The sequence below is a fragment of the Bradyrhizobium sp. USDA 4369 genome, assembly GCF_054056435.1.
This window is the reverse complement of the sequence record NZ_JBSRYH010000001.1, coordinates 6315462-6339583: the sequence shown is the minus strand read 5'-3', so window position 1 is coordinate 6339583 and position 24122 is coordinate 6315462. Positions and strand designations below refer to the sequence as shown.

The 24122-nt window shown below is 64.9% G+C and carries 27 protein-coding genes and 1 pseudogene; 12 read left to right on the top strand and 16 right to left on the bottom strand.

Annotation, left to right across the window (positions count from 1 at the left end; translation table 11 throughout):
• The first annotated feature begins 43 nt into the window (after window positions 1-43).
• From ACVIJ6_RS28810 to ACVIJ6_RS28800, 3 genes and pseudogenes are all read left to right on the top strand, one after another.
• Window positions 44-587, top strand: a pseudogene (locus ACVIJ6_RS28810) (DUF3828 domain-containing protein).
• A 5-nt stretch (window positions 588-592) separates the two neighbouring features.
• A complete protein-coding gene (locus tag ACVIJ6_RS28805) occupies window positions 593-865 on the top strand; it encodes a GNAT family N-acetyltransferase (protein WP_456775485.1) in 273 nt (90 codons plus the stop codon).
• A 114-nt stretch (window positions 866-979) separates the two neighbouring features.
• Window positions 980-1144 carry a DUF1127 domain-containing protein gene (locus ACVIJ6_RS28800; protein WP_456775484.1) on the top strand — a complete coding sequence of 55 codons (165 nt, stop codon included), beginning with the start codon at window positions 980-982 and terminating at the stop codon, window positions 1142-1144.
• Window positions 1145-1241: 97 nt separating this feature from the next.
• Here ACVIJ6_RS28800 and ACVIJ6_RS28795 read toward each other — a convergent pair whose 3' ends face one another.
• Complete coding sequence (locus ACVIJ6_RS28795; RefSeq protein ID WP_456775483.1) at window positions 1242-1649, bottom strand: DUF3597 domain-containing protein; 408 nt, start codon at window positions 1647-1649, stop codon at window positions 1242-1244.
• A 400-nt stretch (window positions 1650-2049) separates the two neighbouring features.
• Between ACVIJ6_RS28795 and ACVIJ6_RS28790 the strand changes: the two genes are divergently transcribed.
• Both ACVIJ6_RS28790 and ACVIJ6_RS28785 read left to right on the top strand, forming a co-directional pair.
• The gene (locus ACVIJ6_RS28790) at window positions 2050-2961 is read left to right on the top strand and encodes a DUF2189 domain-containing protein (protein ID WP_456775482.1); all 912 of its coding nucleotides are present in this window, start codon (window positions 2050-2052) and stop codon (window positions 2959-2961) included.
• 203 nt (window positions 2962-3164) lie between these two features.
• On the top strand, window positions 3165-3980 hold the full coding sequence (locus tag ACVIJ6_RS28785) for a lytic murein transglycosylase (protein WP_456775481.1): 816 nt from the start codon (window positions 3165-3167) through the stop codon (window positions 3978-3980).
• Between the two features lie 75 nt (window positions 3981-4055).
• Here the strand turns inward: ACVIJ6_RS28785 and ACVIJ6_RS28780 are convergent, their stop codons facing one another.
• A complete protein-coding gene (locus tag ACVIJ6_RS28780) occupies window positions 4056-4322 on the bottom strand; it encodes a hypothetical protein (protein ID WP_456777099.1) in 267 nt (88 codons plus the stop codon).
• A gap of 446 nt (window positions 4323-4768) precedes the next feature.
• On the opposite strand from ACVIJ6_RS28780, the gene ACVIJ6_RS28775 reads away from it, so the two are divergent.
• From ACVIJ6_RS28775 to ACVIJ6_RS28755, 5 genes are all read left to right on the top strand, one after another.
• On the top strand, window positions 4769-4921 hold the full coding sequence (locus ACVIJ6_RS28775; protein ID WP_083780687.1) for a DUF1127 domain-containing protein: 153 nt from the start codon (window positions 4769-4771) through the stop codon (window positions 4919-4921).
• Between the two features lie 148 nt (window positions 4922-5069).
• The gene (gene trmFO / locus ACVIJ6_RS28770) at window positions 5070-6503 is read left to right on the top strand and encodes a methylenetetrahydrofolate--tRNA-(uracil(54)-C(5))-methyltransferase (FADH(2)-oxidizing) TrmFO (protein ID WP_456775480.1); all 1434 of its coding nucleotides are present in this window, start codon (window positions 5070-5072) and stop codon (window positions 6501-6503) included.
• Between the two features lie 7 nt (window positions 6504-6510).
• The gene (locus ACVIJ6_RS28765; RefSeq protein WP_456775479.1) at window positions 6511-7611 is read left to right on the top strand and encodes an AMP-binding enzyme; all 1101 of its coding nucleotides are present in this window, start codon (window positions 6511-6513) and stop codon (window positions 7609-7611) included.
• Window positions 7612-7679: 68 nt separating this feature from the next.
• Window positions 7680-8570: a TauD/TfdA dioxygenase family protein gene (locus ACVIJ6_RS28760; protein ID WP_456775478.1), complete on the top strand. Its 891-nt coding sequence runs from the start codon at window positions 7680-7682 to the stop codon at window positions 8568-8570.
• A 242-nt stretch (window positions 8571-8812) separates the two neighbouring features.
• Complete coding sequence (locus ACVIJ6_RS28755; RefSeq protein WP_456775477.1) at window positions 8813-9499, top strand: TauD/TfdA dioxygenase family protein; 687 nt, start codon at window positions 8813-8815, stop codon at window positions 9497-9499.
• A 67-nt stretch (window positions 9500-9566) separates the two neighbouring features.
• On the opposite strand, the gene ACVIJ6_RS28750 is transcribed toward ACVIJ6_RS28755, so the two are convergent.
• The 5 genes from ACVIJ6_RS28750 to yajC all read right to left on the bottom strand — a co-directional run bounded on the left by ACVIJ6_RS28750 (window position 9567) and on the right by yajC (window position 13928).
• Window positions 9567-10433, bottom strand: coding sequence for a phytoene/squalene synthase family protein (locus ACVIJ6_RS28750; protein WP_456775476.1), 867 nt, complete (start codon window positions 10431-10433; stop codon window positions 9567-9569).
• Complete coding sequence (locus ACVIJ6_RS28745; RefSeq protein ID WP_456775475.1) at window positions 10430-10813, bottom strand: Mth938-like domain-containing protein; 384 nt, start codon at window positions 10811-10813, stop codon at window positions 10430-10432. The genes ACVIJ6_RS28750 and ACVIJ6_RS28745 overlap by 4 nt, the downstream gene beginning before the upstream one ends.
• A 49-nt stretch (window positions 10814-10862) precedes the next feature.
• On the bottom strand, window positions 10863-11870 hold the full coding sequence (gene secF, locus ACVIJ6_RS28740) for a protein translocase subunit SecF (protein WP_012044441.1): 1008 nt from the start codon (window positions 11868-11870) through the stop codon (window positions 10863-10865).
• Between the two features lie 8 nt (window positions 11871-11878).
• The gene (gene secD / locus ACVIJ6_RS28735; RefSeq protein ID WP_456775474.1) at window positions 11879-13480 is read right to left on the bottom strand and encodes a protein translocase subunit SecD; all 1602 of its coding nucleotides are present in this window, start codon (window positions 13478-13480) and stop codon (window positions 11879-11881) included.
• 91 nt (window positions 13481-13571) lie between these two features.
• Window positions 13572-13928: a preprotein translocase subunit YajC gene (gene yajC / locus ACVIJ6_RS28730; protein WP_012044443.1), complete on the bottom strand. Its 357-nt coding sequence runs from the start codon at window positions 13926-13928 to the stop codon at window positions 13572-13574.
• 202 nt (window positions 13929-14130) lie between these two features.
• Between yajC and ACVIJ6_RS28725 the strand changes: the two genes are divergently transcribed.
• Window positions 14131-15135 (top strand): ATP-binding protein, encoded by a 1005-nt coding sequence (locus ACVIJ6_RS28725; RefSeq protein ID WP_456775473.1) that lies wholly within the window; start codon window positions 14131-14133, stop codon window positions 15133-15135.
• Window positions 15136-15332: 197 nt separating this feature from the next.
• Here the strand turns inward: ACVIJ6_RS28725 and ACVIJ6_RS28720 are convergent, their stop codons facing one another.
• Both ACVIJ6_RS28720 and ACVIJ6_RS28715 read right to left on the bottom strand, forming a co-directional pair.
• Complete coding sequence (locus ACVIJ6_RS28720) at window positions 15333-16787, bottom strand: peptidoglycan DD-metalloendopeptidase family protein (RefSeq protein ID WP_456775472.1); 1455 nt, start codon at window positions 16785-16787, stop codon at window positions 15333-15335.
• A 107-nt stretch (window positions 16788-16894) separates the two neighbouring features.
• Window positions 16895-17542 carry a protein-L-isoaspartate(D-aspartate) O-methyltransferase gene (locus ACVIJ6_RS28715; protein ID WP_456775471.1) on the bottom strand — a complete coding sequence of 216 codons (648 nt, stop codon included), beginning with the start codon at window positions 17540-17542 and terminating at the stop codon, window positions 16895-16897.
• Between the two features lie 276 nt (window positions 17543-17818).
• Here ACVIJ6_RS28715 and ACVIJ6_RS28710 point away from each other — a divergent pair, with 276 nt between their 5' ends.
• A complete protein-coding gene (locus tag ACVIJ6_RS28710) occupies window positions 17819-18214 on the top strand; it encodes a response regulator (RefSeq protein WP_456775470.1) in 396 nt (131 codons plus the stop codon).
• Here ACVIJ6_RS28710 and surE read toward each other — a convergent pair.
• The 7 genes from surE to scpB all read right to left on the bottom strand — a co-directional run bounded on the left by surE (window position 18206) and on the right by scpB (window position 24118).
• On the bottom strand, window positions 18206-18973 hold the full coding sequence (surE, locus tag ACVIJ6_RS28705; RefSeq protein WP_456775469.1) for a 5'/3'-nucleotidase SurE: 768 nt from the start codon (window positions 18971-18973) through the stop codon (window positions 18206-18208). The genes ACVIJ6_RS28710 and surE overlap by 9 nt on opposite strands.
• A gap of 95 nt (window positions 18974-19068) precedes the next feature.
• Window positions 19069-19428, bottom strand: coding sequence for a hypothetical protein (locus tag ACVIJ6_RS28700; protein ID WP_456775468.1), 360 nt, complete (start codon window positions 19426-19428; stop codon window positions 19069-19071).
• A 103-nt stretch (window positions 19429-19531) separates the two neighbouring features.
• Window positions 19532-20863, bottom strand: a complete 1332-nt coding sequence (serS, locus tag ACVIJ6_RS28695; protein WP_456775467.1) for a serine--tRNA ligase — start codon at window positions 20861-20863, stop codon at window positions 19532-19534.
• A gap of 133 nt (window positions 20864-20996) precedes the next feature.
• Window positions 20997-21800, bottom strand: coding sequence for a twin-arginine translocase subunit TatC (gene tatC, locus ACVIJ6_RS28690; RefSeq protein WP_456775466.1), 804 nt, complete (start codon window positions 21798-21800; stop codon window positions 20997-20999).
• Entirely contained in the window at window positions 21797-22339 is a 543-nt protein-coding gene (tatB, locus tag ACVIJ6_RS28685) for a Sec-independent protein translocase protein TatB (RefSeq protein WP_456775465.1), read from the bottom strand. The genes tatC and tatB overlap by 4 nt, the downstream gene beginning before the upstream one ends.
• Before the next feature lie 109 nt (window positions 22340-22448).
• On the bottom strand, window positions 22449-22682 hold the full coding sequence (locus ACVIJ6_RS28680) for a twin-arginine translocase TatA/TatE family subunit (protein ID WP_006614346.1): 234 nt from the start codon (window positions 22680-22682) through the stop codon (window positions 22449-22451).
• 278 nt (window positions 22683-22960) lie between these two features.
• Complete coding sequence (gene scpB / locus ACVIJ6_RS28675) at window positions 22961-24118, bottom strand: SMC-Scp complex subunit ScpB (RefSeq protein ID WP_456775464.1); 1158 nt, start codon at window positions 24116-24118, stop codon at window positions 22961-22963.
• Window positions 24119-24122 lie beyond the last annotated feature (4 nt).

Below are 24122 nucleotides of genomic sequence, written 5' to 3'. Positions count from 1 at the left end.
TCCGTCGTTTCACCGCGCTACCCAATCTGATGTGAGGATATCCATGATCGATCGTCGCCTTCTGCTCCTCGGCCTTGCCAGCGTGCTCGCCGCATCACCGCTGCGCGCGCAGACATCGGCGGCCAACGATCCCGCCAGCATCGTCAGCGCGATCTACACCCGCGCGGCCAAGGGCAAGGGCGAGGATGGCGGCACCTTCGTCATCGAGACCAAGGCGGCACGCGCGAAATATCTGTCCAGATCGCTGGCGGGCCGAATGGACCAGGATGGACGCCCGTACGCCCAAGGGCGAGGTCGGCGCGGTTGATTTCGATCCGATCACCAATTCGCAGGATCCGGATGTCGCATCGTTCAAGGTGACGCCGGAGACGCAGGAGGCTGACAAGGCCACCGTTGCGGTCACGATCGCCGGCCATCGCACGGAGCGCAAGGAACAGGCCGACAATGTCATCCGTTACGACTTCGTGCGCGATGGCGGCCAATGGAAGATCGACGACATCAAAGGCGCCGTGGACGGCAAGCCGTGGTCGATCCGCCAGATGCTGGCCGAGTTCATCAAGCTGACCGACAAACCGACACGAAGGTAGAGCCCATGACGTCAGTCCGCGACAACAAGGCCAAGAGCCGTTTCGAGCTCGACATCGACGGCAACATCGCCTTTTCCAATTACCGCGCGACGCCGCAGGCGGTCATCATCACCCACACCGAGACCCCGGCGGCGTTGCGCGGCCGGGGCATCGGCTCCGAGCTGGTGAAGGGGGCGCTGGAGCTGATCCGCGGCGAGGGCCGCAAGGTGGCCGCAGGCTGCAGTTTCGTCGCCGATTACCTCCGCGACCATCCGGAAAACCGGGACATCGTGGCCTGAAGATCCGTAGAACTACCGAGTGAGTCATTGCAGCACTGGCCTTAACGTCATGACTACCTGGATGGATGTGCAATCCACCGCCTTACAAACAACCAGACCAATGGGGAGAGTCTCATGTTCATCACGGCCGTTTTCGACGTTCTCAAGCGCTACGTCCACTATCGCACGCAGCTCGCCTATGTCGACCAGCTCGACGAACGGACGCTGCGCGACATCGGCTTCAGCCGCGATCAGTTGCATGCCGAGGCCTGGGAACGGGCCGGCTTCGTGCTGGCCTAAGATCGTCCCGCAGCATCGTCAGCAAGACCAATATCCGAGACGACAAAGGCCCGCACGATGGCGGGCCTTTCGCTTGGTTGCGGGCAGCGGCGCGGCCTCAGTGCTTGATCTCCGGCGGAAGCTTGCCGCCATTGGCCGCGAGCTTGCTCATGACCTGCTTGTGCAGCCAGACATTCATGCTGGCGGAGTCGTTGGTGTCGCCGCTGTAGCCGAGCTCCTTGGCCAGCTCCTTGCGCGCCGCGAGACTCGAATCGATGTCGAGCGCCTTCATCAGGTCGACGATCGAGGTGCGCCATTCCAGCTTCTCGTGCTTGGCGGCGGCGGCCTTGTCGACGATCGCCGCCACGTCGACACTTTGCGGCGCAGCAGCGGGAGCCGAGGTCGGAGCCGCAGCCGGGCTGCCGGCCGGCGCGCTGCCACCTGCAGCCGGGGCGCTGCCGCCGGCCGGCGCGGCCTCAGCATGATGGCCGAAAATCGCGCCCATGATCTTTCCGAAAACGCTCATCAATGGCTCCCAATGGATAGTGATCGAATGAAGAACTCGGCTCGCGGTGTTCCGTTGCGGAGTAGCCCGCATAAGCTCATCGCCAGCCGCGACGTCATGCCAACGCAGACATCGCGACGAATGTGAAGCTTACCCAAGGCGGAATGACGGCGGAATGACTTTGTCCGGGGAATGCTCACTTTCATTGGTCGCAGATGGGCTTGAATGCACCGCGACATTCACAACTCTCACCGAGGCGTGAGTAGGCGCCGCCGTGATCACGATTATGCTCATCACTTCCGTTCGCGAATGGCCGTCCCGGGGTTCGTCGCGTCTGGCCATCCGCGATCCGTCCAACGACAAGCGCAGCCCAGCCTGCGTGGTTGGGAAGCGCCCATGAGGCACGAGGGAGCGAACGACGATGGTCACTTTTCACAGCAATGTCGCTGCACATGTTCGGCCCGCCGATGAGGTCGCGGCCGAGATCACGATTCGCACGATCGATTTGTCCAGCCTGATGCGGGCGCTGCGGCTCGGCTGGGACGACTTCAAGGCGGTGCCGAGCCACGCCGTGATGCTGTGCGCCATCTACCCGGTGCTCGGCCTGGTGCTGGCCCGCGCCGTGTTCGGCTATGCGGTGCTGCCGCTGCTGTTCCCGCTGGCTGCGGGCTTCGCGCTGCTCGGTCCGTTCGCCGCGCTCGGTCTGTATGAGCTTTCGAGCCGGCGCGACCGCGGCGAGCAGGCCAGCGCCTGGGATGCATTCGAGGTGCTGCGTTCGCCCTCCTTCGGCGCGATGCTCGGGCTCGGCACCCTGCTGCTGGCGCTGTTCGTCACCTGGGTGGCAACCGCACAGGCGATCTATGTCGCAGTGTTCGGCTATGGCGGCGCCTCCGGCGTGAATGAATTCCTCCAGCGCGTGTTCACCACGCCGCAAGGGTGGTGGCTGATGGCCGTCGGCTGCGGCGCCGGCTTCCTGTTCGCGCTGCTGGCGCTGTGTCTCAGCATCGTGTCATTTCCGTTGATGCTGGATCGCCACGCCGGCGCCCTCGAAGCGATCGTCACCTCGCTGCGTGTGGTGGCGCGCAACCCGGTTCCGGTCGCCGCATGGGGCCTCATCGTGGCCGTTCTGCTCGTGGCCGGAACGATCCCGTTCTTCCTCGGGCTCGCCGTGGTCATCCCGGTACTCGGCCACGCCACCTGGCATCTCTATCGCGAGGCCATCGCGATCCATCCCGACGCCGCCCGCCTCATACCGCCGGCGCCGCGCGGATCCAAGCCTGCCGCCGACTTCCCGGCCAACCTGTTCCCGTGGCGCCCGCGTGACCGGATGTGACAACCATCGGTCGACCATCGACAGCCGCCGCTCTGCGGCGGCTGTCGATGGCAGCGTTCGGCGGCTTCGGTCAGCCACGAAGCAACCATACTCACGACAAACCAACGGCAAGTTGACTGAAGGGCCTTGTTGCCGCCGCGGTCATGCCCGACATGATCGGTTCCGCAGATGCTTTTTCAGACCATTGCCGTTCAGGTGTTTCGATGATTCGTCGCGTCCTCTCCGCCGCCGCCCTCTGTGCTGCTGTGATGACAAATTGCCCGTCGGCGCAGGCTGCGGTCCCCTGTGGGACCGGCAATTTCGATGCGTGGCTGGCGGAGTTCAAGACCGAGGCCGCCGCCAAGGGCATTTCGCAGAACGCCATCAACGCCGCGCTCACCGGCGTGACCCCCGACCAGACCGTGCTCAGTCGCGACCGCGGCCAGAAAGTCTTCAGCCAGACCTTCGAGGAGTTTTCCGGCCGCATGGTGCCGCCGCGCCTGACCCGCGGCTCCAACATGATGAAGCAGTACGGCTCGGTGTTGTCCCGCATCGAGCAGACCTACGGCGTGCCCGGCGAGGTGCTGGTGGCGATCTGGGGATTGGAAACGGATTTCGGAGTCAATGTCGGCAAGTTCCCGACCATCCGCGCGCTGGCGACCTTGGCCTATGATTGCCGCCGGGCTGAGCAGTTCCGCGGCGAGCTGCTGGATGCGCTGCGCATCGTCGATCGTGGCGATCTCCAGCCGGCCGAGATGCGCGGAGCCTGGGCCGGCGAGATCGGACAGACGCAGTTCATGCCGTCGTCCTGGATCAAATACGCGGTCGATTTCGACGGCAATGGCCGCCGCGACCTGATCCGCAGCGCGCCCGACGTGCTCGCTTCCACAGCCAACTATCTGAAAGGCTACGGCTGGCAGAAGGGCAAGGATTGGGAGCCGGGCAGTCCCAATTTCGCGGTCATCCAGCAATGGAATAAGAGCGACGTTTACGCCCGGACAATCGCGACCTTCGCAACGCAGCTGGCGCGGGCGCCGTAGTCACCTAAGAAAACAATGAGGCCGATCGCGCTGTCGCGACCGGCCGATCGTTGGCGAGACCGAGCGGCGCCGGCGCTACTTGGCCATCCCGGCCTGCATCGCCTTGGTCAGATGCACGCTGCAGGCCGCCATCTTGCCGCTCAGCAGCGCATCCTGGGCCGCCGCGATCTCTCGCTGCGCGGTGAACCTCGCGTCGCCGTCGGCCATGCCCTCGATCGCCGTCTCGGTCTTCTCAAGATTGGCTCCGCTGCAGCCGGCGCCATGCATCTTGGCCGCCTGGGCCGGTCCAACCGCAACAACTGCCGCAGTGATGAGCGCGGCCCCCAACAGTTTGCTGTTCATTGTTCTTCCTCGCTGGTGCGACGGCATCGGCATCATTGCCGAAGTCGCGACATTATGTCGCACCATCGTGATGTCGGACGAAATGACATCACCGCGATCGGGTCGTGAACTAAGCTTCGGTTCTAAAAATGAATAACAATTCACCCATGCGTTCGGAGACGTGATGGGGGAGGCCATGCCGAGACTGCTTCACCATGCGGCCGGTATCCCTCGATACGCCAAATCGAACGAACGATCGAAAATCCGCATGAATACGGAGGTTTTGCAACACCCATACGTGCTGGGCGCCCTTGCCCGATTCTTACTCGACGGTTACCCGAGCTATGCGCCGGCGGTTTAGCTGCATCGCAACATCGGCGCTTCCGCACCGCAACAATCTCTTCTATGTTCATTTCAACGATGAGGTTCCAGCGAAGAACTGAATCGCGAACTAAAGGAGATTTCTCATGTTGCTCTCGCTCATCCGCATGATCCAGGCGTTCCGTGAGTATCAGCGCAACGTTGCCGAGCTGTCGCAGCTCAGCGATCGCGAACTCGCCGACATCGGTCTCGACCGTTCGGACATTCCGCGCGTTGCTGCCGGTCAGTACAACGGCTGATCAGCCTGCTTCCGATATACCGGACATCGCCCGCCTCGCTGCGGGCGTTGCCGTTTTTGGGCGTCCCTTGACACAGGCGCCCGGTTTCTTGCGCTGAACCGCACAGTTGCATTTGCAGCCGCCGGGAAAAGCGCTACCTGTCCCGCGCATGACAGGGACCAAATCATCTTCGAATACCGTTCACGTGATCGGCGCCGGGCTGGCCGGATCCGAGGCTGCTTGGCAACTCGCGGAAGCGGGTGTGGACGTCGTTCTGCACGAAATGCGGCCGGACCGCATGACCGAGGCGCATCGGACTGCGACGCCGGCAGAGCTCGTGTGCTCCAACTCGTTCCGTTCGGACGATGCCGCCAACAACGCCGTCGGCCTGCTTCATGCCGAGATGCGCCGCTTGGGCTCCCTCATCATGCGCGCAGCCGACGCAAACCAGGTTCCGGCCGGCGGAGCGCTGGCGGTCGACCGTGAGGGCTTTTCGGCAGCCGTGGCCGCCGCTCTGAACGGGCATCCGCGGATCGAACTGCGGCGCGGCGAGATCACCGGCCTGCCGCCTTCCGACTGGGACAATGTCATCATCGCCACCGGTCCCCTCACCTCTCAGCCGCTGGCCGAGGCAATCCGCGACCTGACCGACGAGACCGCGCTCGCCTTCTTCGACGCCATCGCGCCGATCGTGCACAAGGACACGATCGACATGTCCAAGGCCTGGTTCCAGTCGCGCTACGACAAGGTCGGCCCCGGGGGCACGGGCGCCGACTACATCAACTGTCCGATGACCAAGGAGCAGTACGACACATTCGTTACGGCCCTGCTCGCCGGCGAGAAGACCGACTTCAAGGACTGGGAGACCAACACGCCCTATTTCGACGGCTGCCTGCCGATCGAGGTGATGGCCGAGCGCGGCCATGAGACGCTGCGCCATGGTCCGATGAAGCCGGTCGGCCTCACTAATCCGCACAACCCGACAGTCAAGCCGCATGCCATCGTGCAGCTGCGCCAGGACAACAAGCTCGGCACGCTCTACAACATGGTCGGCTTCCAAACGAAGCTGAAATACGGCCCGCAGCAGCAGATCTTCCGCACCATCCCCGGGCTCGAAAACGCCGAGTTCGCGCGGCTCGGTGGCCTGCATCGCAACACGTTCCTCAACTCGCCGAAATTGCTCGATGCGCAGCTGCGTCTACGCGCGCAGCCGCGGCTTCGTTTTGCCGGCCAGATGACGGGCTGCGAGGGCTACGTCGAGTCGGCCAGCATCGGTCTCATCGCCGGATTGTACGCGGCTGCGGAAGCGCGCGGCACAGACCTGTCGCCGCCCCCCGCCACCACCGCACTCGGCGCCCTGCTCGGCCACATCACCGGCGGGCATATCGAGACGATCGACGGCGCGACGCGCTCCTTTCAGCCGATGAACATCAATTTCGGCCTGTTCCCGCCCTTGGCGGTGGCGCCGACTCGAAAGCCCGATGGCAGCCGATTGAAGGGCAATGAGAAGACGGTCGCGAAGAAGCAGGCGCTGAGCGCCCGCGCGCTGGCAGATCTCGATCGCTGGATCGCCGAACATCTGCGCGTCGCCGCGGCTGCATGAGAGTGCGATGAGCTTGCCGAAGACTGACTCTGCCTTGCTGACGGCGCGCTGGAGCGAGGGCGTCCTGCTCAAACGCGACGTGTTCTCGACGGTGGAGCGCGGCCGCTTCAAGAGCGACGCCGGCGAGGTCGACGCGGTGCTGCGCCGGCTCGACGAGGTGCCATGGTGGTCGTTCGTGCTGGCGCGCCATCTGTTCGCCCGCGAGCGCAAGGCGCTGACGCGCGCAAAGGGACTCAATGCCGGCCCCGACCTGCTGTGGGCGGGCGAGCGCGCGCTGGTGCGCGGCTTCATCAACGGCGTGGCGCTGCATCTGGCCAAGCCGCACGGCAACGTCGCCTATTTCCGCTCGGCCAAGCAGATGATGCGCCGGCTGCATCGCGCCGGCATCACCCACAATGACCTCGCCAAGGAGCAGAACTGGCTGGTCGGCCATGACGGCCATTGCTACGTGACGGACTTCCAGCTCGCCGCATGCTTCTCGAGCCGGAGCCGCCTGTTCCGGATCGCGGCCTATGAGGACCTCCGTCACCTCCTCAAGCACAAGCGCACTTACGCGCCCGAGGCGCTGACGCCGCGAGAGCGCAAGATCCTGGCGCGCAAATCGCTGTTCGCGCGGGTCTGGCTGATGACGGGCAAGAAGGTCTACCGCGCGATCACCCGCGGCATCTTCAATTTCACCGACCGCGAGGGCGGTGGGCGGCGCCTCGTGAACGACGCGCCGGTGCTGATGGACATGATCCGCAAGAACCCGGCCGTGCGCGACGCTGCGATCGTCGCCTTCGCAGATCGCCGGACCGGCGTCGGCCTCTATGCCTTCGTCGAGGCGGAACAGCCTGCGCTCGAAGCTCAGTTGCAGAGCGAGCTGGCATCCGCCAAAGGGCCGAAGCCGCCGGAGCATATTCAGGTCGTCCATGCGCTGCCCCGCGACGCCAGCGGCAGGCCGCGCACCGAGCTGCTGCAGCTGGTTGCGATGAACCAGATCGACCTGATCGAGCCGATGATCACGAGCGACAGCGACCGCGCGTTCCTCAAGGACATCCTCGACTCCCGAAAGAACCTGCGCGATCGATTCAATTTCGAGGCGGACCTGAAGCTGCCCTCGGCCTGAGCGGCGAAACTTCGCGGTTCTTCCGCTATAGTCTGCCGAGCACCGCCATCCGTTGGGAGGATCTGGCCATGAATGTCGAAACCCGCATGCCCCCGGTCGCTCGGTCAGCCAATATCGAGATCGTTCCGACAGACCGGCCGTTGGGAGCCGAGCTTCGCAACGTCGATCTCCGACAACTGGACGACGCGGCCTTTGCCACCGTGCTCCGCGCCTTCCACGCTCATTCCGTGCTGCTGGTGCGCGGACAAAGCCTGTCCGACCAGGATCTGATCGCCTTCAGCCGCCGCTTCGGCGATCTCGACTGGGCGCCGGTGCAGGAGAATGGCCGGCGCTTCGTCGATGGGCTCCCAGAGATCTATATCGTCTCGAATGTGAAGGTGAACGGCAAGGCGATCGGTAGCCTTGGGGCTGGCGAGGCCGTATGGCACACGGACATGTCCTATCTCGAGACGCCGCCGATCGCTAGCGCGCTCTACGCGCTGGAGATTCCCCCCGTCGGCGGCAACACCTCGTTCTGCAGCATGTACGCCGTCTATGACGCGCTGCCGACCGATTTGAAGCATCGCATCGCGGATCTCAAAATCAAGCACGACGGCACCTACAACAGCGGCGGCTTCGTGCGGCAGGGCGTGACGCCGACGGATGATCCGCGGAGCTCGCCGGGCGCCGTGCATCCGCTGGTCTGTACGCATCCGGATTCCGGCCGGCAGATGCTGTATCTCGGCCGCCGACGCAACGCCTATCTGGTCGGCCTGGAGCTCGCCGAGTCGGAAGCGCTGCTTGATGAATTGTGGACCTATGTCGCGCGCCCGGAGTTCGCCTGGGAGCACGTCTGGCAGGTTGGCGACCTCGTCATCTGGGACAATCGCTCCACGATGCATCGACGCGATCCGTTCGACGATCAGGCGCGGCGAATCATGCATCGAACCCAGATCAAGGGGACAGAGCGCCCACGGTGATTCGCGCGCGCGCCAGACCTGCATGATCAGGCGTCGCATTGCCTGCAAATGAATTGCAGGTTGCTCGATATTTCCTCGCGCGTCGCCTTGAAGCGTCCAATTTCCGACTCAGAGCGGCAGACTGTGCCGACAATCGGCAGATCGTGCCGCGATCCTTCCGCGAATTGCCTCCGAGCCGAAACACCCCCGACAAATTACAGTGATTGATTTGCAAGGCTGGTGAAACTTGGGAGATGGCGCAAGTGAGTCTCAGAAGCAACGCTGCCCGGAACGCAGAAAGCGGCCTCATCCAGGTCATCCCGATGGGAAAGGCGCTCGGTGCCGAGGCCTGCAATGTCGATCTCAAATCCTTCGACGATTGGGCATTCGCGTCCTTCATGCGCGCGCTGCTCAAGCATCAGGTCCTGCTGGTCCGCGGTCAGCGTCTCAGCGAGCGCGACATCGCCGTGTTCAGCCGTCGCTTTGGCCATGCCGATCTCACCTACACGTCGCCCAGCTCTTTAATGGGGGACAGACTGACATTCTGCAGCTTGTACGCGGCCTATGATGCGCTTTCGCCGGCACTGCGCAGCCGCGTCGCTCATTTGAAGATTCGTCATCTGGCCGCCGAAGCGAACGGCTGTCACACCACCTTCGCCAGCGCAGTTCATCCGCTGGTCGCTCCTCATCCCGACACCGGCCGGTCGATGCTGGCGCTCGGACACCGCCATCACGCCATCATTGCCGGACTCGATCGCGCCGAATCGGACGCGCTGCTCGACGATCTCTGGCAGATCGCGGAGCGGCCCGAATTCACCTGGGCTCACACCTGCCGTCCGGGCGATTTCGTCGTGTGGGACACGCGCTGCACGATCCACCGGCGCGAGGCGTCGGACCTGCCGAGGCTCTGGCAAAGTCCCCCGCTCTGGAACGCGCTTTCGACCGTTTGAAGTATGATCCGGAGGTCGGAACCGGTCTCCGGACCAATCGGGCTCAACAGTGACCTGAGCCTCGAGGTCAGCGCTCCCGAAAGGCCGGCGAACGGGCGGCGCGCCACAGCGTCCAGAGCGTTGCCAGACGCGAGCGGAGCTGCGGCTGGAATGGATCGGCGTCGATGCGGCGCTCCGCCCGCATCAGATCGCGACTGACGAGCGCGAGCGGCAACAGCACCGGTCGCACCCCGCCTGGCGCCTCGCGCGCCAGTTCCAGCGTGTGATCGAGATGCTGCCGGGCCTGGTCACGCAGCTCGGTCAGCATGGCCTGGATCGCCGGCGTGGCCTTGGCAGCGAACACCTGCTCCTGGCCGAGCCCATGCCGGGCGAGGAGATCGAGCGGAATGAACAACTGCCGGCGGGCGGCATCCCGAGGCAACGAGGCGATCAGGTGCAGGATGCCTTGGGCAAGTCCGGCATGATGAGCGAGATGATCGATGTCGGCCACTGCGCCAACGACGATCCGTACAGCCAGCGCGAACAGTGCTCCGCGCGTGTCGCCGAGATAGCCATCCAACGCGGCCATTGTCGGCATCGGATCGTTGTAGAGATCGAACTGATGCTCGTCGATCAGGCGCGTGAGGCGATCGACCGGAAGGGCAAAGCGCTGCACCGTCAACTTTAGCTCAGCCGCGACGGGATTGCCTTCGACGCCGCCATGTTCCAGGCCCGTCAGCGTATCGTGCCACCATTGCAGGCGCAGTTCGCCCGGCAGCGGCTGTGACACGACATCTCGAATCCGGGTCACCTCGACATTGAAGGCGTAGAGCGACAGCAACGCACGCCGGATGTCCGGCGCAACGAACAGCGTCGAGGCGTAACGATCGAAATCATGCTCGCGGACAAGGCTCGCGCAGAACGCGGCGTCGGTGCTGGCGCTGGTTTCGCTCATGGCACGGCAATGAGCGCAGCGGCGACACGCCGCCGCTCGCCGATCATGACATTGTAGGTGCGGATCGCGGGCCCGGTCTGCATCGCATCAAGCACGATACCGACGCCGCGCAGCGCCGTGCGCAACGACGCGGGCGGAATCCAGACCTCGGTGCCGGTTCCCACGATCAGCGTATCGATCTTATTGGCTGCATCGAAGACCCGCTGCAGCGCATAGCGGTCGATCTGGCTCGGCTGGGTGACGTCCCAGGCCCAGATCGAATCCGGCAAGCACAACAGCGAGCCGCGATGCGACATGTCAGCAAAGGCGAAACCGCCTTTGCCATAGCCGTCGATCGACGCCGATCGCGGAAAGTGTGGAGCGTCCCCGGAAGCCGCCATGCGAGACCAACCTTTCAGCCCCGATCCGGGTCCAATGGCTGGCGTCCCATCAAGGCTTCTTCTTCGGCTCGTCGACCTGATCGCCGCGAACGGTTCCCACGCCGAGATAGATCAGGATCGGCGCCGCGATGAAGATCGAGGTGTAGGTTCCGACCAGCACGACGCCGAACATCATGACGGCGGTAAAGCTGTGGATCGCGGTGCCGCCGAACAGCAGCAGGGCCAGCAGCGCCAGGGTCACCGTGACGTGGGTGATGATCGAGCGCGACAGCGTCGAGTTGATCGATTCGTTGAGCAGCTGCGGCATCGGCATCTTCTTGTAGCGCCGCAGCATCTCGCGGATCCGGTCGTAGATGACGACGGTGTCGTTGAGCGAGTAGCCGAGAATCGTCAGCAGCGCGGCGATGCTGGTGAGGTCAAAATCGACCTGGCTGATCGACATGAAGCCGATCGTCAGCACGATGTCGTGGACGTTGGCGATCATCGCGCCGAGCGCGAACTGCCACTCAAACCGGAACCAGAGATAGATCAGGATCGACACGATCGCGAGCATCAGGCCAAGCATGCCCATCGCCAGCAGCTCGCCCGACACGCGCGCGCCGAGCACCTCGACACGGCGATAATCGACCGTATCGCCGAGCGCGCCGCGCACCTTGTTGACGGCCTCCTGCTGCGCGCTGTCGCCGCCCGGCTGCGCCGCGAAGCGGATCAGGACATCCGCCGGACCGCCGAACTGCTGCAGCTGGACTTCGCCGAGATTGAGCTTGGACAGCTCGCTCCGCATGCTGGCAATGTCGGCAGTCCCCGATTTCGCGCGGACTTCGAGCAGCGTGCCGCCCTTGAAGTCGATGCCGAAGTTCAAGCCGTGCGTGAAGAACAGCACGATGGCGATGATCGACAGCGTCGCCGAGATCGGAAAACTGATGCGGCGGAACTGCGTGAAATCGAAATGCGTATCGTCGGGGACGATGCGCAGCGACGGCAGCAGGCCGAGCGCGCTGACCACCGTCAGCACCGCGATCAGGATGCCAAGCCCGATGAGAACCCAGTGTGTCACAGTAGCTCCTAGATTGGCACGCTTTGCGGCCGCTTCCACCGCACCCACCACGCGACGATCAGACGCGTCAGCGTGAAGGCGGTGAAGACCGTGGTGAGGATGCCGACGCCCAAGGTCACGGCGAAGCCGCGCACCGGGCCGGTGCCGATGTAGAACAGCACGGCGGCGGCGATGAAGGTCGTGATGTTGGAGTCGAGAATGGTCGCCAGCGCGCGCTTGAAGCCGGCGTCGATCGCCGAGATGGCGTTGCGGCCGCCGCGCAGCTCCTCGCGGATGCGCTCATAGATCAGCACGTTGGAGTCCACGGCGATGCCGACCGTCAGCACGATGCCGGCGATGCCCGGCAAGGTCAGCGTCGCATTCAACAGCGACAGCACGCCGAAGATCATGGCGACGTTGATGATGACGGCGATGTTGGCGAACACGCCGAACAGGCGGTAGGTCACCAGCATGAAGACGATGACCAGGATCGAGCCGACATAGGAGGCAAGCTCGCCCTTGGCGATCGAGTCGGCGCCGAGGCCGGGACCGACGGTTCGCTCCTCGATCACCGTCAGCGGTGCTGGCAACGCGCCGGCGCGCAGCAGGATCGCAAGCTCATTGGCGGACTGCACGGTGAAATTGCCGGAGATCTGGCCCGAACCGCCGGTGATTGGCTCGCGGATGACCGGCGCCGAGATCACCTTGTTATCGAGCACGATCGCGAAGGGCTGCCCGACATTCTCGGTGGTCGCCTGCGCGAATTTGCGCGACCCGGCCGAGTTGAAACGGAAGGTCACGATCGGCTCGTTGGTGCGCTGGTCGAAGCCGGTCTGCGCGTCGGAGAGATCACCGCCGGAGACCAGCACCTGCTTCTTCACGACATAGGGCTGGTTGGGCGGCGATGCGCTCTGCAGGACTTCGGAATCCGGCGGCACTCGTCCCTGCAGCGCCTGGTCGGGCGGCACCGAGGTATCGACCATGCGGAATTCCATCTTCGCGGTCTTGCCGAGCAGATCCTTGAGCTGGGTCGGATCCTGCAGGCCGGGGACCTGCACCAGGATGCGGTCGGTGCCCTGGCGCTGGATGACCGGCTCGACGGTGCCGAGCTCGTTGACGCGGCGTTCGACGATCTGGATCGACTGCTCGATGGTCTGGCGGATGCGCTCGGTGATCGCGGCCTGCGGGATCACCAGGCGGATCAGGCCGCCGCCAGCGTCGCTGACCTCGAGGCTGCGCTGGCCGCTGGAGCCCAGCAGGCCACCGAGCGGCTGGGAGAGCTCACGCAATTTGGACAATGCGGTCGGAGCGTCCGTGTCCTTGGTGATCCGGACCTCGACGCCGTCGCCCCGGCTCACCAGCCCCGTATAGCCGATCTTGGCATCGCGGAGCGTGCGACGAACGTCGTCGCGCACGGCATCGAGCCGCTCCTTCTTGACGAAGTTGGAGTCGACTTCGAGCAGCAGATAAGAGCCGCCCTGCAGGTCGAGACCGAGAACGATATGACGCTGCGCCCAGGACGGCCAGGTCTTGACCGTTGCTTCGGGGAAGAAGTTGGGCACCGCGCACAGGCACACCACGAGCGCCGTGAGAATGATGCCCAGCGCCTTCCACCGCGTGAAATACAACATGGAGGTTATCCATAAGGGCCGAGCCGGCCCGAAAATCAGAACATCAGACGAAGATCAGACCGCTGGCCGGATTGGCGCCGGCAAGCCTGGATCAGCTCGCCGCCTTCTCGTCCTTGGCGTCGGCCTTGGCAGGCTCGCCCTTGGTGCGCACGCCCGTGATCATCTGGCGCATCTGGCGCACGCGGACGCCGTCGGCGATCTCGAACTCGACCTGATCGTCGTCGACGACCTTGGTGACCTTGCCGACCAGGCCGCCCTGGGTCACGATCGTGTCGCCGCGGCGGACATTCTTGACCAGGTCGGCGTGCTCTTTGACCTTCTTCTGCTGCGGCCGCAGGATCAGGAAGTACATGATCACGAAGATCAGCGCGAAGGGCAGCAGCGACATCAGCATGCTGTTGGTGTCACCAGCGCCGGCGGCCTGGGCATAGGCAGGGGTAATCAGCATGCGGTCAATCCTCGTGGGCCAGTGCCCGGTGAGACAGGAATAGCCGGCGAACCGCGGCAGTCTCGGCGCGGGCCGGCCTTTGTGAATTTGGCGCGGAATATAGCGGCCGTGGTCCCAATAGCAAGGCGCAGAGCCCCTTCATTTCCTTGGCTTGCGGCCGCCGGCGCGGCCCGATATGGCTGCCCCATCAGGAACTTGCAGCATGCCGAAAAAACCAGCCAAAGCCCCGTCCCCCGCCTCCGCCAAAACCGCCCTCAGGGCGCTCGCCAAGCGTCCCAAGGCCGCAGTGCAAAAGCCGGCAAAAGTCGCGGCAAAACGTCCCGCCGGCCCTGCTCCCGACGACACGCGGGAGCGGATCGCCACGGCGCTGGAGGCGATTGCAGCGCATCTGGCAGCCACCGGTACGGCTGCGGCGCCGGCGCTGGACCTGAATGCGGCCGACGCCTTCGTCTGGCATCCGGACGGCCGACTCACAACCGTGCCGCGCGTCAGTCGCGTCGAGATCGACCTGCTCAAGGGCATCGACCGGATGCGTGACATCCTGATCGAGAACACCGAGCGCTTCGCCAACGGCCTGCCCGCCAACAACGCGCTGCTATGGGGCGCGCGCGGCATGGGCAAGTCCTCTCTGGTGAAGGCCGCCCACGCCAGCATCAACGCCACCCGCAAGCCCGCCGACCGGCTGAAGCTGATCGAAATTCACCGCGAGGACATCGAGAGCCTGCCGGCCCTGATGGACATCCTGCGCACGGCGCCCTTCCACTTCATCGTGTTCTGCGACGATCTCTCTTTCGACGGCAATGATGCCTCCTACAAGTCGCTCAAGGCCGTGCTCGAAGGCGGCATTGAGGGCCGCCCCGAGAACGTCATTCTCTACGCGACGTCGAATCGCCGCCATCTCCTCGCCCGCGAGATGATCGAGAACGAGCGCTCCACCGCCATCAATCCGGGGGAAGCCGTCGAGGAGAAAGTGTCGTTGTCGGATCGCTTCGGCCTGTGGCTCGGCTTCCACCGCTGCAGCCAGGACGAATACCTCGCAATGGTCAGAGGCTATTGCAGCCATTTCGACATCGCCGTGGCGGATGATGAACTCGAGCGCGACGCACTGGAATGGGCCACCACCCGCGGCTCGCGCTCGGGCCGTGTCGCCTGGCAGTTCACGCAGGATCTCGCCGGCCGGCTCGGCGTGCAGCTGAGCGGGAAGTAGCGGCGACGATCAGAGCAGATTTCTGACACCCAGCCAGCTCCAAACTCCGTCATTGCGAGCGCAGCGAAGCAATCCAGACTGCCTCGGCGGCAAGACTCTGGATTGCTTCGCTGCGCTCGCAGTGACGGATACTGATAGTCTTTGTCAAATGATCGGCCTCGCCCGAGGCGAGACCGATTGGCGACGCAAGCTTGGTCTCACGCCCCGTTGAGGAATTGCAGCGGGTCAACCGGTGACGATCCCTTGCGGATCTCGAAATGGAGCTGCGGCGATCCGACTTCTCCCGATTGACCCGACTTGGCAATGACCTGGCCGCGCTTGATCGGATCACCGCGCTTCACCATCAGCTCACTCGCATGGGCATATGCGGTGACATAGCCGTTGGAATGCCGCACCAGGACCAGATTGCCATATCCCTTCAGCTCGTTGCCGGCATAGGCCACGACGCCGTCCTCGGCAGCTTTGACGGGCGTGCCCTCGGGCACGGCGATGTTGATGCCGTCGTTGGATTTGCCGTTGGTCTTGGCGCCGTAGCTCGTGATCACCTTGCCCCGCGCCGGCCAGCGGAAGGTCGGCAGCGAGCTGGTGGTGTCGGCCGGGCGCGCCGGCTCCTCCTCTTTCTCAGGCGCCGGATTGGCCTGCGCCAAGCGAGCAGTCTGGACCGGGCCGGCGGCAGCCACCCGGGTGGTCGGCGCCGGGGCCGGCACGGTCGCAACCGCCTGGGGAACGGTTGCGACCGGAGCCACGGGTGCAGCCACAGCAGCGGCCTTGCCAGGGACGGTCAGCCTGGCACCGAGTTTCAAGGGCGAAGCCTGATCGAGATTGTTGGCGCGGGCGAGTTCGGCCGGCGTCACATGGTTCTGGCGCGCGATGCTGGCAAGCGTCTCGCCCCGATTGACGAAATGCACGGTCGACGGGGCCGTGGCTGCTGCGACCGCCACCGGTCTCGGCGCGACCGGGGCCGCAGCCACGGGCGTCGCGACGGGCTGAGCCGCCGGCGCCGCAGCGACTGCGCCCGGATGCGGAATGATCAACTGCTGCCCCGGCGACAGCGCGCGCGGGCCCTTATAACCATTGGCCGCGAGGATCTCAGCCGGGCTTACCCGATAGCGCTTGGCCAGGATCTCCAACGTATCGCTGGTCCCGACAATGATCTTGGTGCCGCCCGTCGGACGCGCCGCGGCAACCGAGCGAGGCGGCACGGCCCCCGTGGTCTCGAGCTGCGGCTGCGCCGGCGGAGCGTAGGAACGGGCCGGCTGGGCGTAGGCCGGTTGCGGCGCTGCCGCCGGGACCGTCGCCGGCGGCACATAGGACGCGACGCCGCGGCCGCCGCCCGACACGCCTCCAGCCCCGCCGCCGGATGGATAGGATTGCGGCGTGGCGACCGCCGGCGGCGGCAGCGCCGAGGACGAATAAGTCGGGGCCGGCGCAGGCGCGGGCGTGTACTGCTGCGCGACCGGCTGATGCTGCCGTGGCGGCGCCTGCACCGAACCGGTGGCGTCGGAGGCGAAGGGATTCGAAAAGGGATTTTGCGCTTGCGACAGCCGCGTCGACATGTCGGCGCTGCAGCCGGCAACGCCGAACGACATCAGCGCCAGCGCCGCGAACTGCGGCAGGCGGCGCGAGCGAGGCAACTCGACGATAGCGGGCATGGTTACTCACTCGTACGCAACAAACAACGAATTTGAGTAAACACAGCCGCGGTAAATAAGCGCTTAAGCCGCGAATAAAGCGTTGTGGGGCCTGCTGATCCGCTGCCTCAAAGTTCGCGTGCAATCCCCGGAATAGCCGGCACAAATCGCACGTCGACGAGCTCTTTCCGGTCGAAATGGTCGCCCGTCCGCGTCACCCGCACCAGCGTCTGCACCCCGTGTTGCGGTCCCACTGGCGCGATCAGGATACCGTCAGGCTCCAGCCGGTCGAGCAGGCTCTGTGGAATCTGGTCCATCGCCGCGGTAACGATGATACGGTCGAATTGGCCGGCCCCTGGTGGCAGCGCGTAGCCGTCGCCCAGCATGACCTCGACATTGAAGCAGTTGAGCTTCTCCAGCCGCTCCCGCGCCTTGTCGGCCAACGTGCGGAATCGCTCCACCGTCAGGACGCTGGCGCACAGACGCGACAGGACCGCCGCCTGGTATCCCGACCCGGTGCCGATCTCGAGCACGCGGTGATTCTTCTGCAGCTTCAGCTGCTCGGTCATATAGGCGACGACGAAAGGCTGGCTGATGGTCTGTCCGCAGGCGATCGCCATCGCGCTGTCGCGATAGGCCTCGGCCCGATCGGCCGGCAGAACGAATTCCTCACGCGGCACCTCCTCCATCGTGCGCAGGACCGCCTGGTCGCTGATTCCCCGCCGACGCAGCGTCAGCTGAAACATCATCTTCTCGGGCGGGGCGGTCGGAGGCATTCGTGCTGTCGCTTGTTGGGCCGGCGTCAATTTAGACGTCGCCTTGACGTCGCGCACCGTTTTTCCTCACGACCCGTCGCAACCACGGGTGCCCCTGCCGGTCCCGAACCGAAATCCGTTCCTCTCGGAGGAACCAAGTCCCTTCGGGCGTGTTGACCGTCGAAGGCGAATTTGCCCGCGCCGCAGGGCCGCGACCAGCAAGGACCACGCAGTTGACGTTGCGCATCGAGCCGGTATTTGCGAGCGTCAGATCAGGTATGGGCAAGGACTGACATCATGACTGCACCGCGGCCGCCGCGCGGCTCTGTGTTTCTGGTTGAAGACGAAGTCATGATTCGGATGATGGTGGCCGACATGCTTGAAGAGCTCGGCTACACCGTGGCGGCCGAAGCCGGTGAAATCGGCGAGGCGATGCGGCTTGCCGAGAGCACCTATTTCGACGTCGCGATCCTGGACGTCAACGTCAACGGCAAGGTCATTTCCCCGGTCGCCGACGTGATCAGGGGGCGCAACCGCCCCTTCATCTTTGCAACGGGCTATGGCTCGTCCGGCCTCCCCGAAGAGTATCGCGATCGCCCGGCTCTGCAGAAGCCGTTCCAATTGGAGACACTGGGAAAGGCCATCGAGCAGGCCCTGCGGGGCGCCGCGCCTCAGGGCTCGGCCTCAGCCTAGGATCGTCGTGAGCTTGCCGGAAAACGCCTCGTCGGTCCGGTCGAGGCGGAGCGGCGTGACGGACACGTAACGGGCCGCCAAGGCAGCAAGATCTGTCCCCTCGTCCGGAACATCGAGAGCTGCAGCGCGATCGAAGCCGATCCAGAAGTAGGGATTGCCGCGGCCGTCGCGCCGTTCGTCGACCTTCAGGAAGCCGAGATTGCGCTTGCCCTGGCGGGTGACCACGATACCCTTGACCTCGTCCGGCGCACAGGCCGGGAAGTTGACATTGATCACCGTGTTCCTGGGCACGCCGGCTTCGAGCACCTTGCGCACGATCTGCGGCCCGAATTTCAGGGCGGTGTCCCAGGACGGCTTGTCACGGGTGGCGATGCTGAACTCCTGAGAGAGCGCAAAGGAGGGCAAGCCGAGAATGGTCCCTTCGAGCGCGCCAGCGATGGTCCCGGAATAGACGACGTCCTCGGCGACGTTGCGTCCCTTGTTCACGCCTGACAGCACCAGATCCGGCAGCTTGGCCCCGAGGATATGCCGGGCGCCCATGATGACGCAGTCGGTCGGCGTGCCGCGCACGGCAAAGTGCCGCGGACCGACCTCGCGCAGCCGCAGCGGATCATTGAGCGAGAGCGAATGCGACACGCCGCTCTGGTCGAGCTCGGGAGCGACGATCCAGACGTCCTCGGACAGAGCGCGCGCGATCTCCTCGATCACCTTGAGACCCGGCGCATGGATCCCGTCATCATTGGTGCAGAGAATCCGCATGACCACCCTTTCATCGCGTTCAAGACGATTGCCGGGGTGTCTTAACTGCTGCGCAGCATCGAGGCAAACCGGCCGCCAACAGCTGAATCAACCGGTCAACACCGGATCCGCCATTGCGGCAGGAAGCGCGCCAGCTGCCCTCGCGTGCTGAGCTGAAGCGCGACCGGGGCTCCGGGCTCTGCGGCGCCCCCCTGCCGGCCGACGACACGCGTCGGCGCAGCACACGACGCTCGTTCCTCCGGTGGAAACCGGCCGCGGGCGACGCCCAGGGCGTTCTCGAAATCAGCCGCGTTGAGCCAGGAGAGCTCGTGCAGGGACGTGAGCAGGCCATCGTCCCACACCTTCGCGCGGTCGATGTCGAACGCCCCTTTCAGGCGCTGATCGATCGCCTGAATGCCGGCGCCGGTGACCGCCCATTGCCGTCCGATCCAGAAAATGTCCCGATGCAGGGCCATGGCGCCGGTGTTCTGACAAGCGGTTGCTGATCAGACCCGAGGATACGATCCGCTAGCCGCGGTGCAATCGCCGCGACCGTGCCGATTGCAATTTACCGCGCGGCTATGGCTCCGCGGCCACCACCTTGAGGCCGCCCATATAGGGTTGGAGTACGTCAGGCACCGCGATCGAGCCGTCCGCCTGCTGATAGGTCTCCATGACGGCGATCAGGGCGCGCCCGACGGCGGTGCCGGAGCCATTCAGCGTGTGCACGAAGCGCGGCTTTCCATCACTCGCGCGGTAGCGGGCATCCATGCGCCGCGCCTGGAAGTCGCCGCAGACCGAACAGCTCGAGATCTCGCGGAAAGCGCCGCCGTCGCCCTGCCCCGGCATCCAGACCTCGATGTCGTAGGTCTTCTGGGACGAGAAGCCCATGTCGCCGGTGCACAGCGTGATGACCCGATAGTGCAGGTCGAGCCGGCGCAGCACCTCCTCGGCGCAGGCCAGCATCCGCTCATGCTCGTCCTTGCTGGTCTCCGGGGTCGTGATCGAGACCAGCTCGACCTTGGTGAACTGGTGCTGGCGGATCATGCCGCGGGTGTCGCGGCCGGCGGCGCCCGCCTCGGCGCGGAAGCACGGCGTGAGCGCGGTAAGCCGCATCGGCAGCTCCTTCTCGTCGACGATCGACTCGCGGACGAGGTTGGTCAGCGCGACCTCGGCGGTCGGGATCAGGCCGAGACGCTCGGTCTTCAGCCGCTCGTCCGGAGCAATCAGCAGTTCGCCCCTCACGGCCCAGAACTGATCATCCTCGAATTTCGGCAACTGCCCGGTCCCGAACATGACGTCGTTGCGGACCAGGAGCGGCGGATTGATCTCGGTGTAGCCGTGCTCGGTGGTGTGCAGGTCCAGCATGAACTGCCCGAGCGCGCGCTCGAGCCGCGCCAAGCCCTTCTTCAACACCACGAAACGCGCGCCCGACAGCTTCGCCGCCGATTCGAAGTCCATGGTGCCGAGGCCGGCGCCGATGTCGTCATGCGGCTTGGGCGCAAACGCGTAATTGCGCCGGGCGCCGAACACATGGCGCTCGACATTGTCGTGCTCGTCCTTGCCGTCGGGCACTTCGTCGAGCGGCAGGTTCGGAATTGCCGAGAGCTCACGCGCCAGTTCCTCGTCGGCCTGCTTGGCAGCCCCCTCGAGCTCCGGCATCGTGGTCTTGAGCTTGGCGACCTCTTCCATCAGCGCCGACGCGCGCGCATCGTCCTTGGCCTTCTTGGCCTCGCCGATCTCCTTGGACGCCGCATTGCGCCGCGCCTGCGCCTGCTCGGAGGCCAGGATCGCCGCGCGCCGGCGCTCGTCGATCGCGAGCAGCTGCGACGACAGCGGCGCGAGACCCCGGCGCGTCAGCGCCGCATCGAAACCTTGCGGATTGTCGCGGATCGATTTGATGTCGTGCATGGTCGTTCGGTCCTGGGAACGATGGATAGGGGCGAGTCGCCGCCCTGGCTCACGGGCGGCCTGCACTACCGCGAATGGCAGCGGATGGGAACAGGCAACGCCCGGGCACGTGGCAGCGTGGAGCGCTGCCGTTCTACTCGGACGGCTGGTTGCCCGAACCCGACGACGAGCCGGACTTGGCGGCCGCCTGCTTCTCGACGATCCCCACCGCGATGATCGCCCCCTCGTAGAGCGCCAGCAGCGGGAGCGCCAAGGAGGCCTGGCTCAGCACATCCGGCGGCGTCAGCACAGCGGCGATGATGAAGGCGATGACGATGAAATACCGCCGCTTCTCCTTCAGCATCTTCGAGGTGACGATGCCGATCCGGCCGAGCAAGGTCAGGATCACCGGAAGCTGGAACGCGATGCCGAACGCGAAGATCAGCGACATCATCAGCGACAGATATTCGCCGACCTTGGGCATCAGTGCGATCTGCGCCGTCTCAGGGCCGCCAAGCTGCTGCATTCCAAGTGAGAAGCGCACAATCATCGGCCACACGGCGAAATAAACCAGCATGGCGCCGAGGACGAAGAAGACGGGGGTCGCGATCAAATAGGGGAGAAAGGCATTGCGCTCGTGGCGATACAGTCCGGGCGCCACGAACTTGTAGATCTGTGTCGCCACAATCGGAAACGAGATGAAGCCCGCGCCGAACATCGCGAGCTTCAGCTGCGTCACGAAGTATTCGAGCAGCTGCGTGTAGATGAACTTGCTGTTCTCGGGGCCGGCGACCCAGACGAACGGCAGCACCAGGATGTTGTAGATCTGCTTGGCGAAGAAGAAGCAGAAGATGAAGGCCAAGCCGAAGCCGATCAGCGCCTTGATCAGCCGCGAGCGCAGCTCGATCAGGTGATCCATCAGCGGGGCTTTGCTGGCTTCGATATCTTCGACGGTCATGACGCTTTGGCGTCCTTCAGACGTTCGGCCTCGGTCGGCACCGGAACGTCCGGCTGCGGCTCGGGCTTGATCTCGCGCACGATGGCGAGCGGCTCGCCAACGGCCTGATGCGCCTCTGCCTCCACGAACGTTTCAGGGCGCGGAGCTTCAGGCGTGGTCGGGATCTCGGGCGTCTCGGGAGACGACACGACCGCGTCGGTGGCGGGCGCCGTGGTTTCGGCGGGCTTGGTCTCGGCGGGCTTGTCGACGCCCTCGATGTCGAGGGCCTTGTCGACGTCCCGCTGCAGCGACGTCATCAGACCGGTGGGGGTGAAACCGCTGGCCGCTTCCTTGACCTCATCGAAGCTCTTCTTGAGGTCGGCCATTTCGGCCTCGCGCATCGCCTCCTGAAACTGGCTCTGGAACTCCGACGCCATCCGGCGGGCCTTGCCCATCCATTGGCCGACCATGCGCAGAACGCCGGGAAGCTCCTTGGGGCCGATCGCAATGAGAGCGACGACCCCAATGACGAGCAGCTCACTCCAGCCGATATCGAACATGAAACAATCCGCCTACGCGACGACGCCAATGATCCCGCTTTGCCCAGGCCTATGGGAGCAGGCCCTGCTCTTGCGGGAGCGCGCGCCGCCCGCGCCCTTCACGCGCAGATCAAACGGCCTTGCTGCCGACATCCGTGCGGGTGGCCGACGGCGTAGCACCGTGATCGATCGACTTGACCGGCTCGGTCTTCTCCGGCGCCTTGTCGTCGTCCTGCATGCCCTTCTTGAAGGCCTTGATGCCCTGCGCCACATCGCCCATCAGGTCGGAAATCTTGCCGCGCCCGAACAACAGCAGGACGACCGCGATCACCACGATCCAGTGCCAAATGCTAAGCGAACCCATCCTGCAACCCTCCAAACACCGGTGCAGCCGTCCAGCAACTGCCCGCCGACGCTACCGCCGAAACCGCGCCACATCCATGGACTTTGACCGCGACACTTCGCTTCTAGCATCCGATTGTGAAACAGCAACCTGGACCGAAGGCAGCATCAGCCGAAAACGGCGCGCGGATAGCCCGATCTGGCCGGAAGGTAGGCGTCGGCGTCCCCAAAAACAAGCACTTAAGGTCCGCCAAATCGCGGTCGGACCTACGTAATAACGCGAGTGTTAACGGCGCGCCGTTAGCCCCGGAGGGACGAGTCATCCTCGCCGGTATCGCGGTCGCCTTCGTCATCTGCGGCCTCGACATCGATCTCGGTCTCGGCTTCGTCCGAGAGTTCCACTTCATCCTCGGCCTCAGCCGTGGGATCGACCAATTCGGCAACGACCTCATCGGCCTGCTCGGCGATCAGTTCCTCGGCCTCGAGCGCCGCGTCCTCGAGCGCGTCACCATCGAGCTCCTGGACCTCAAGGCTCACCTCGGCGATTTCAGCCTCCGCGTCGGAGGCCGAGAGCTCCAGTTCGCCGACAACCTGCGACGGGGTGTCGTCACCGAGAACCACCACATCGGCCTGTGCCGTTTCCGCCTCGGGAATATCAGCCAGAGTTTCGAAAGAGCCGGTTTCGCTGAGGCCAGTCTCGGCGACGGTCGCCTCCGCCTCTACTGTTGCCGTCTCCGTGGCCTCGGCCTCTCCGGCATCGACCTCGACGGCTGGCGCCAGCGCCAGATCGAGATCACCCGGATCCAGCGGCTCCTCGTCGTCGCGCAGGGTCGGATCGTCGGACGGCGTCGGCACCGTGAAGCCGGTGGGCAGGCGCGAATCCAGCAGGCCAGTGCCCTTCAGCTCTTCCAGGCCCGGCAGATCGCCCAGGGTCTCCAGGCTGAACTGGGCGAGGAAAGCGTCCGTCGTGCCGAAGGTCAGCGGCCGGCCCGGGGTCTTGCGGCGACCGCGGGGCTTGATCCAGCCCGTCTCCAGCAGGACGTCCAGCGTGCCCTTCGACGTCACCACGCCGCGAATCTCCTCGATCTCGGCACGGGTCACCGGCTGGTGATAGGCGACAATGGCAAGCACCTCGATCGCTGCCCGCGACAGCTTGCGGGTCTCGGTGCTCTCGCGCGTCATCAGCCAAGCGAGGTCGCCGGCGGTACGGAACGTCCATTTGTTGGCGACCCGCACGAGATTGACGCCGCGATTGGCATAGTCCGCCTGCAACTGCGCGAGCGCGGCCTTGATATCGACACCTTCAGGCATACGCTTGGCAAGCGTCGCCTGCTCGAGCGGCTCGGCCGAGGCAAACAGGAGAGCCTCAAGGATGCGCAACTCTTCGGGGCGCACCTCGGGCTCGCTCGCCACGATCTCGTCGGGCTCTTCCATGCGCAGTTCCGCCAAGCTTGCCATGGCA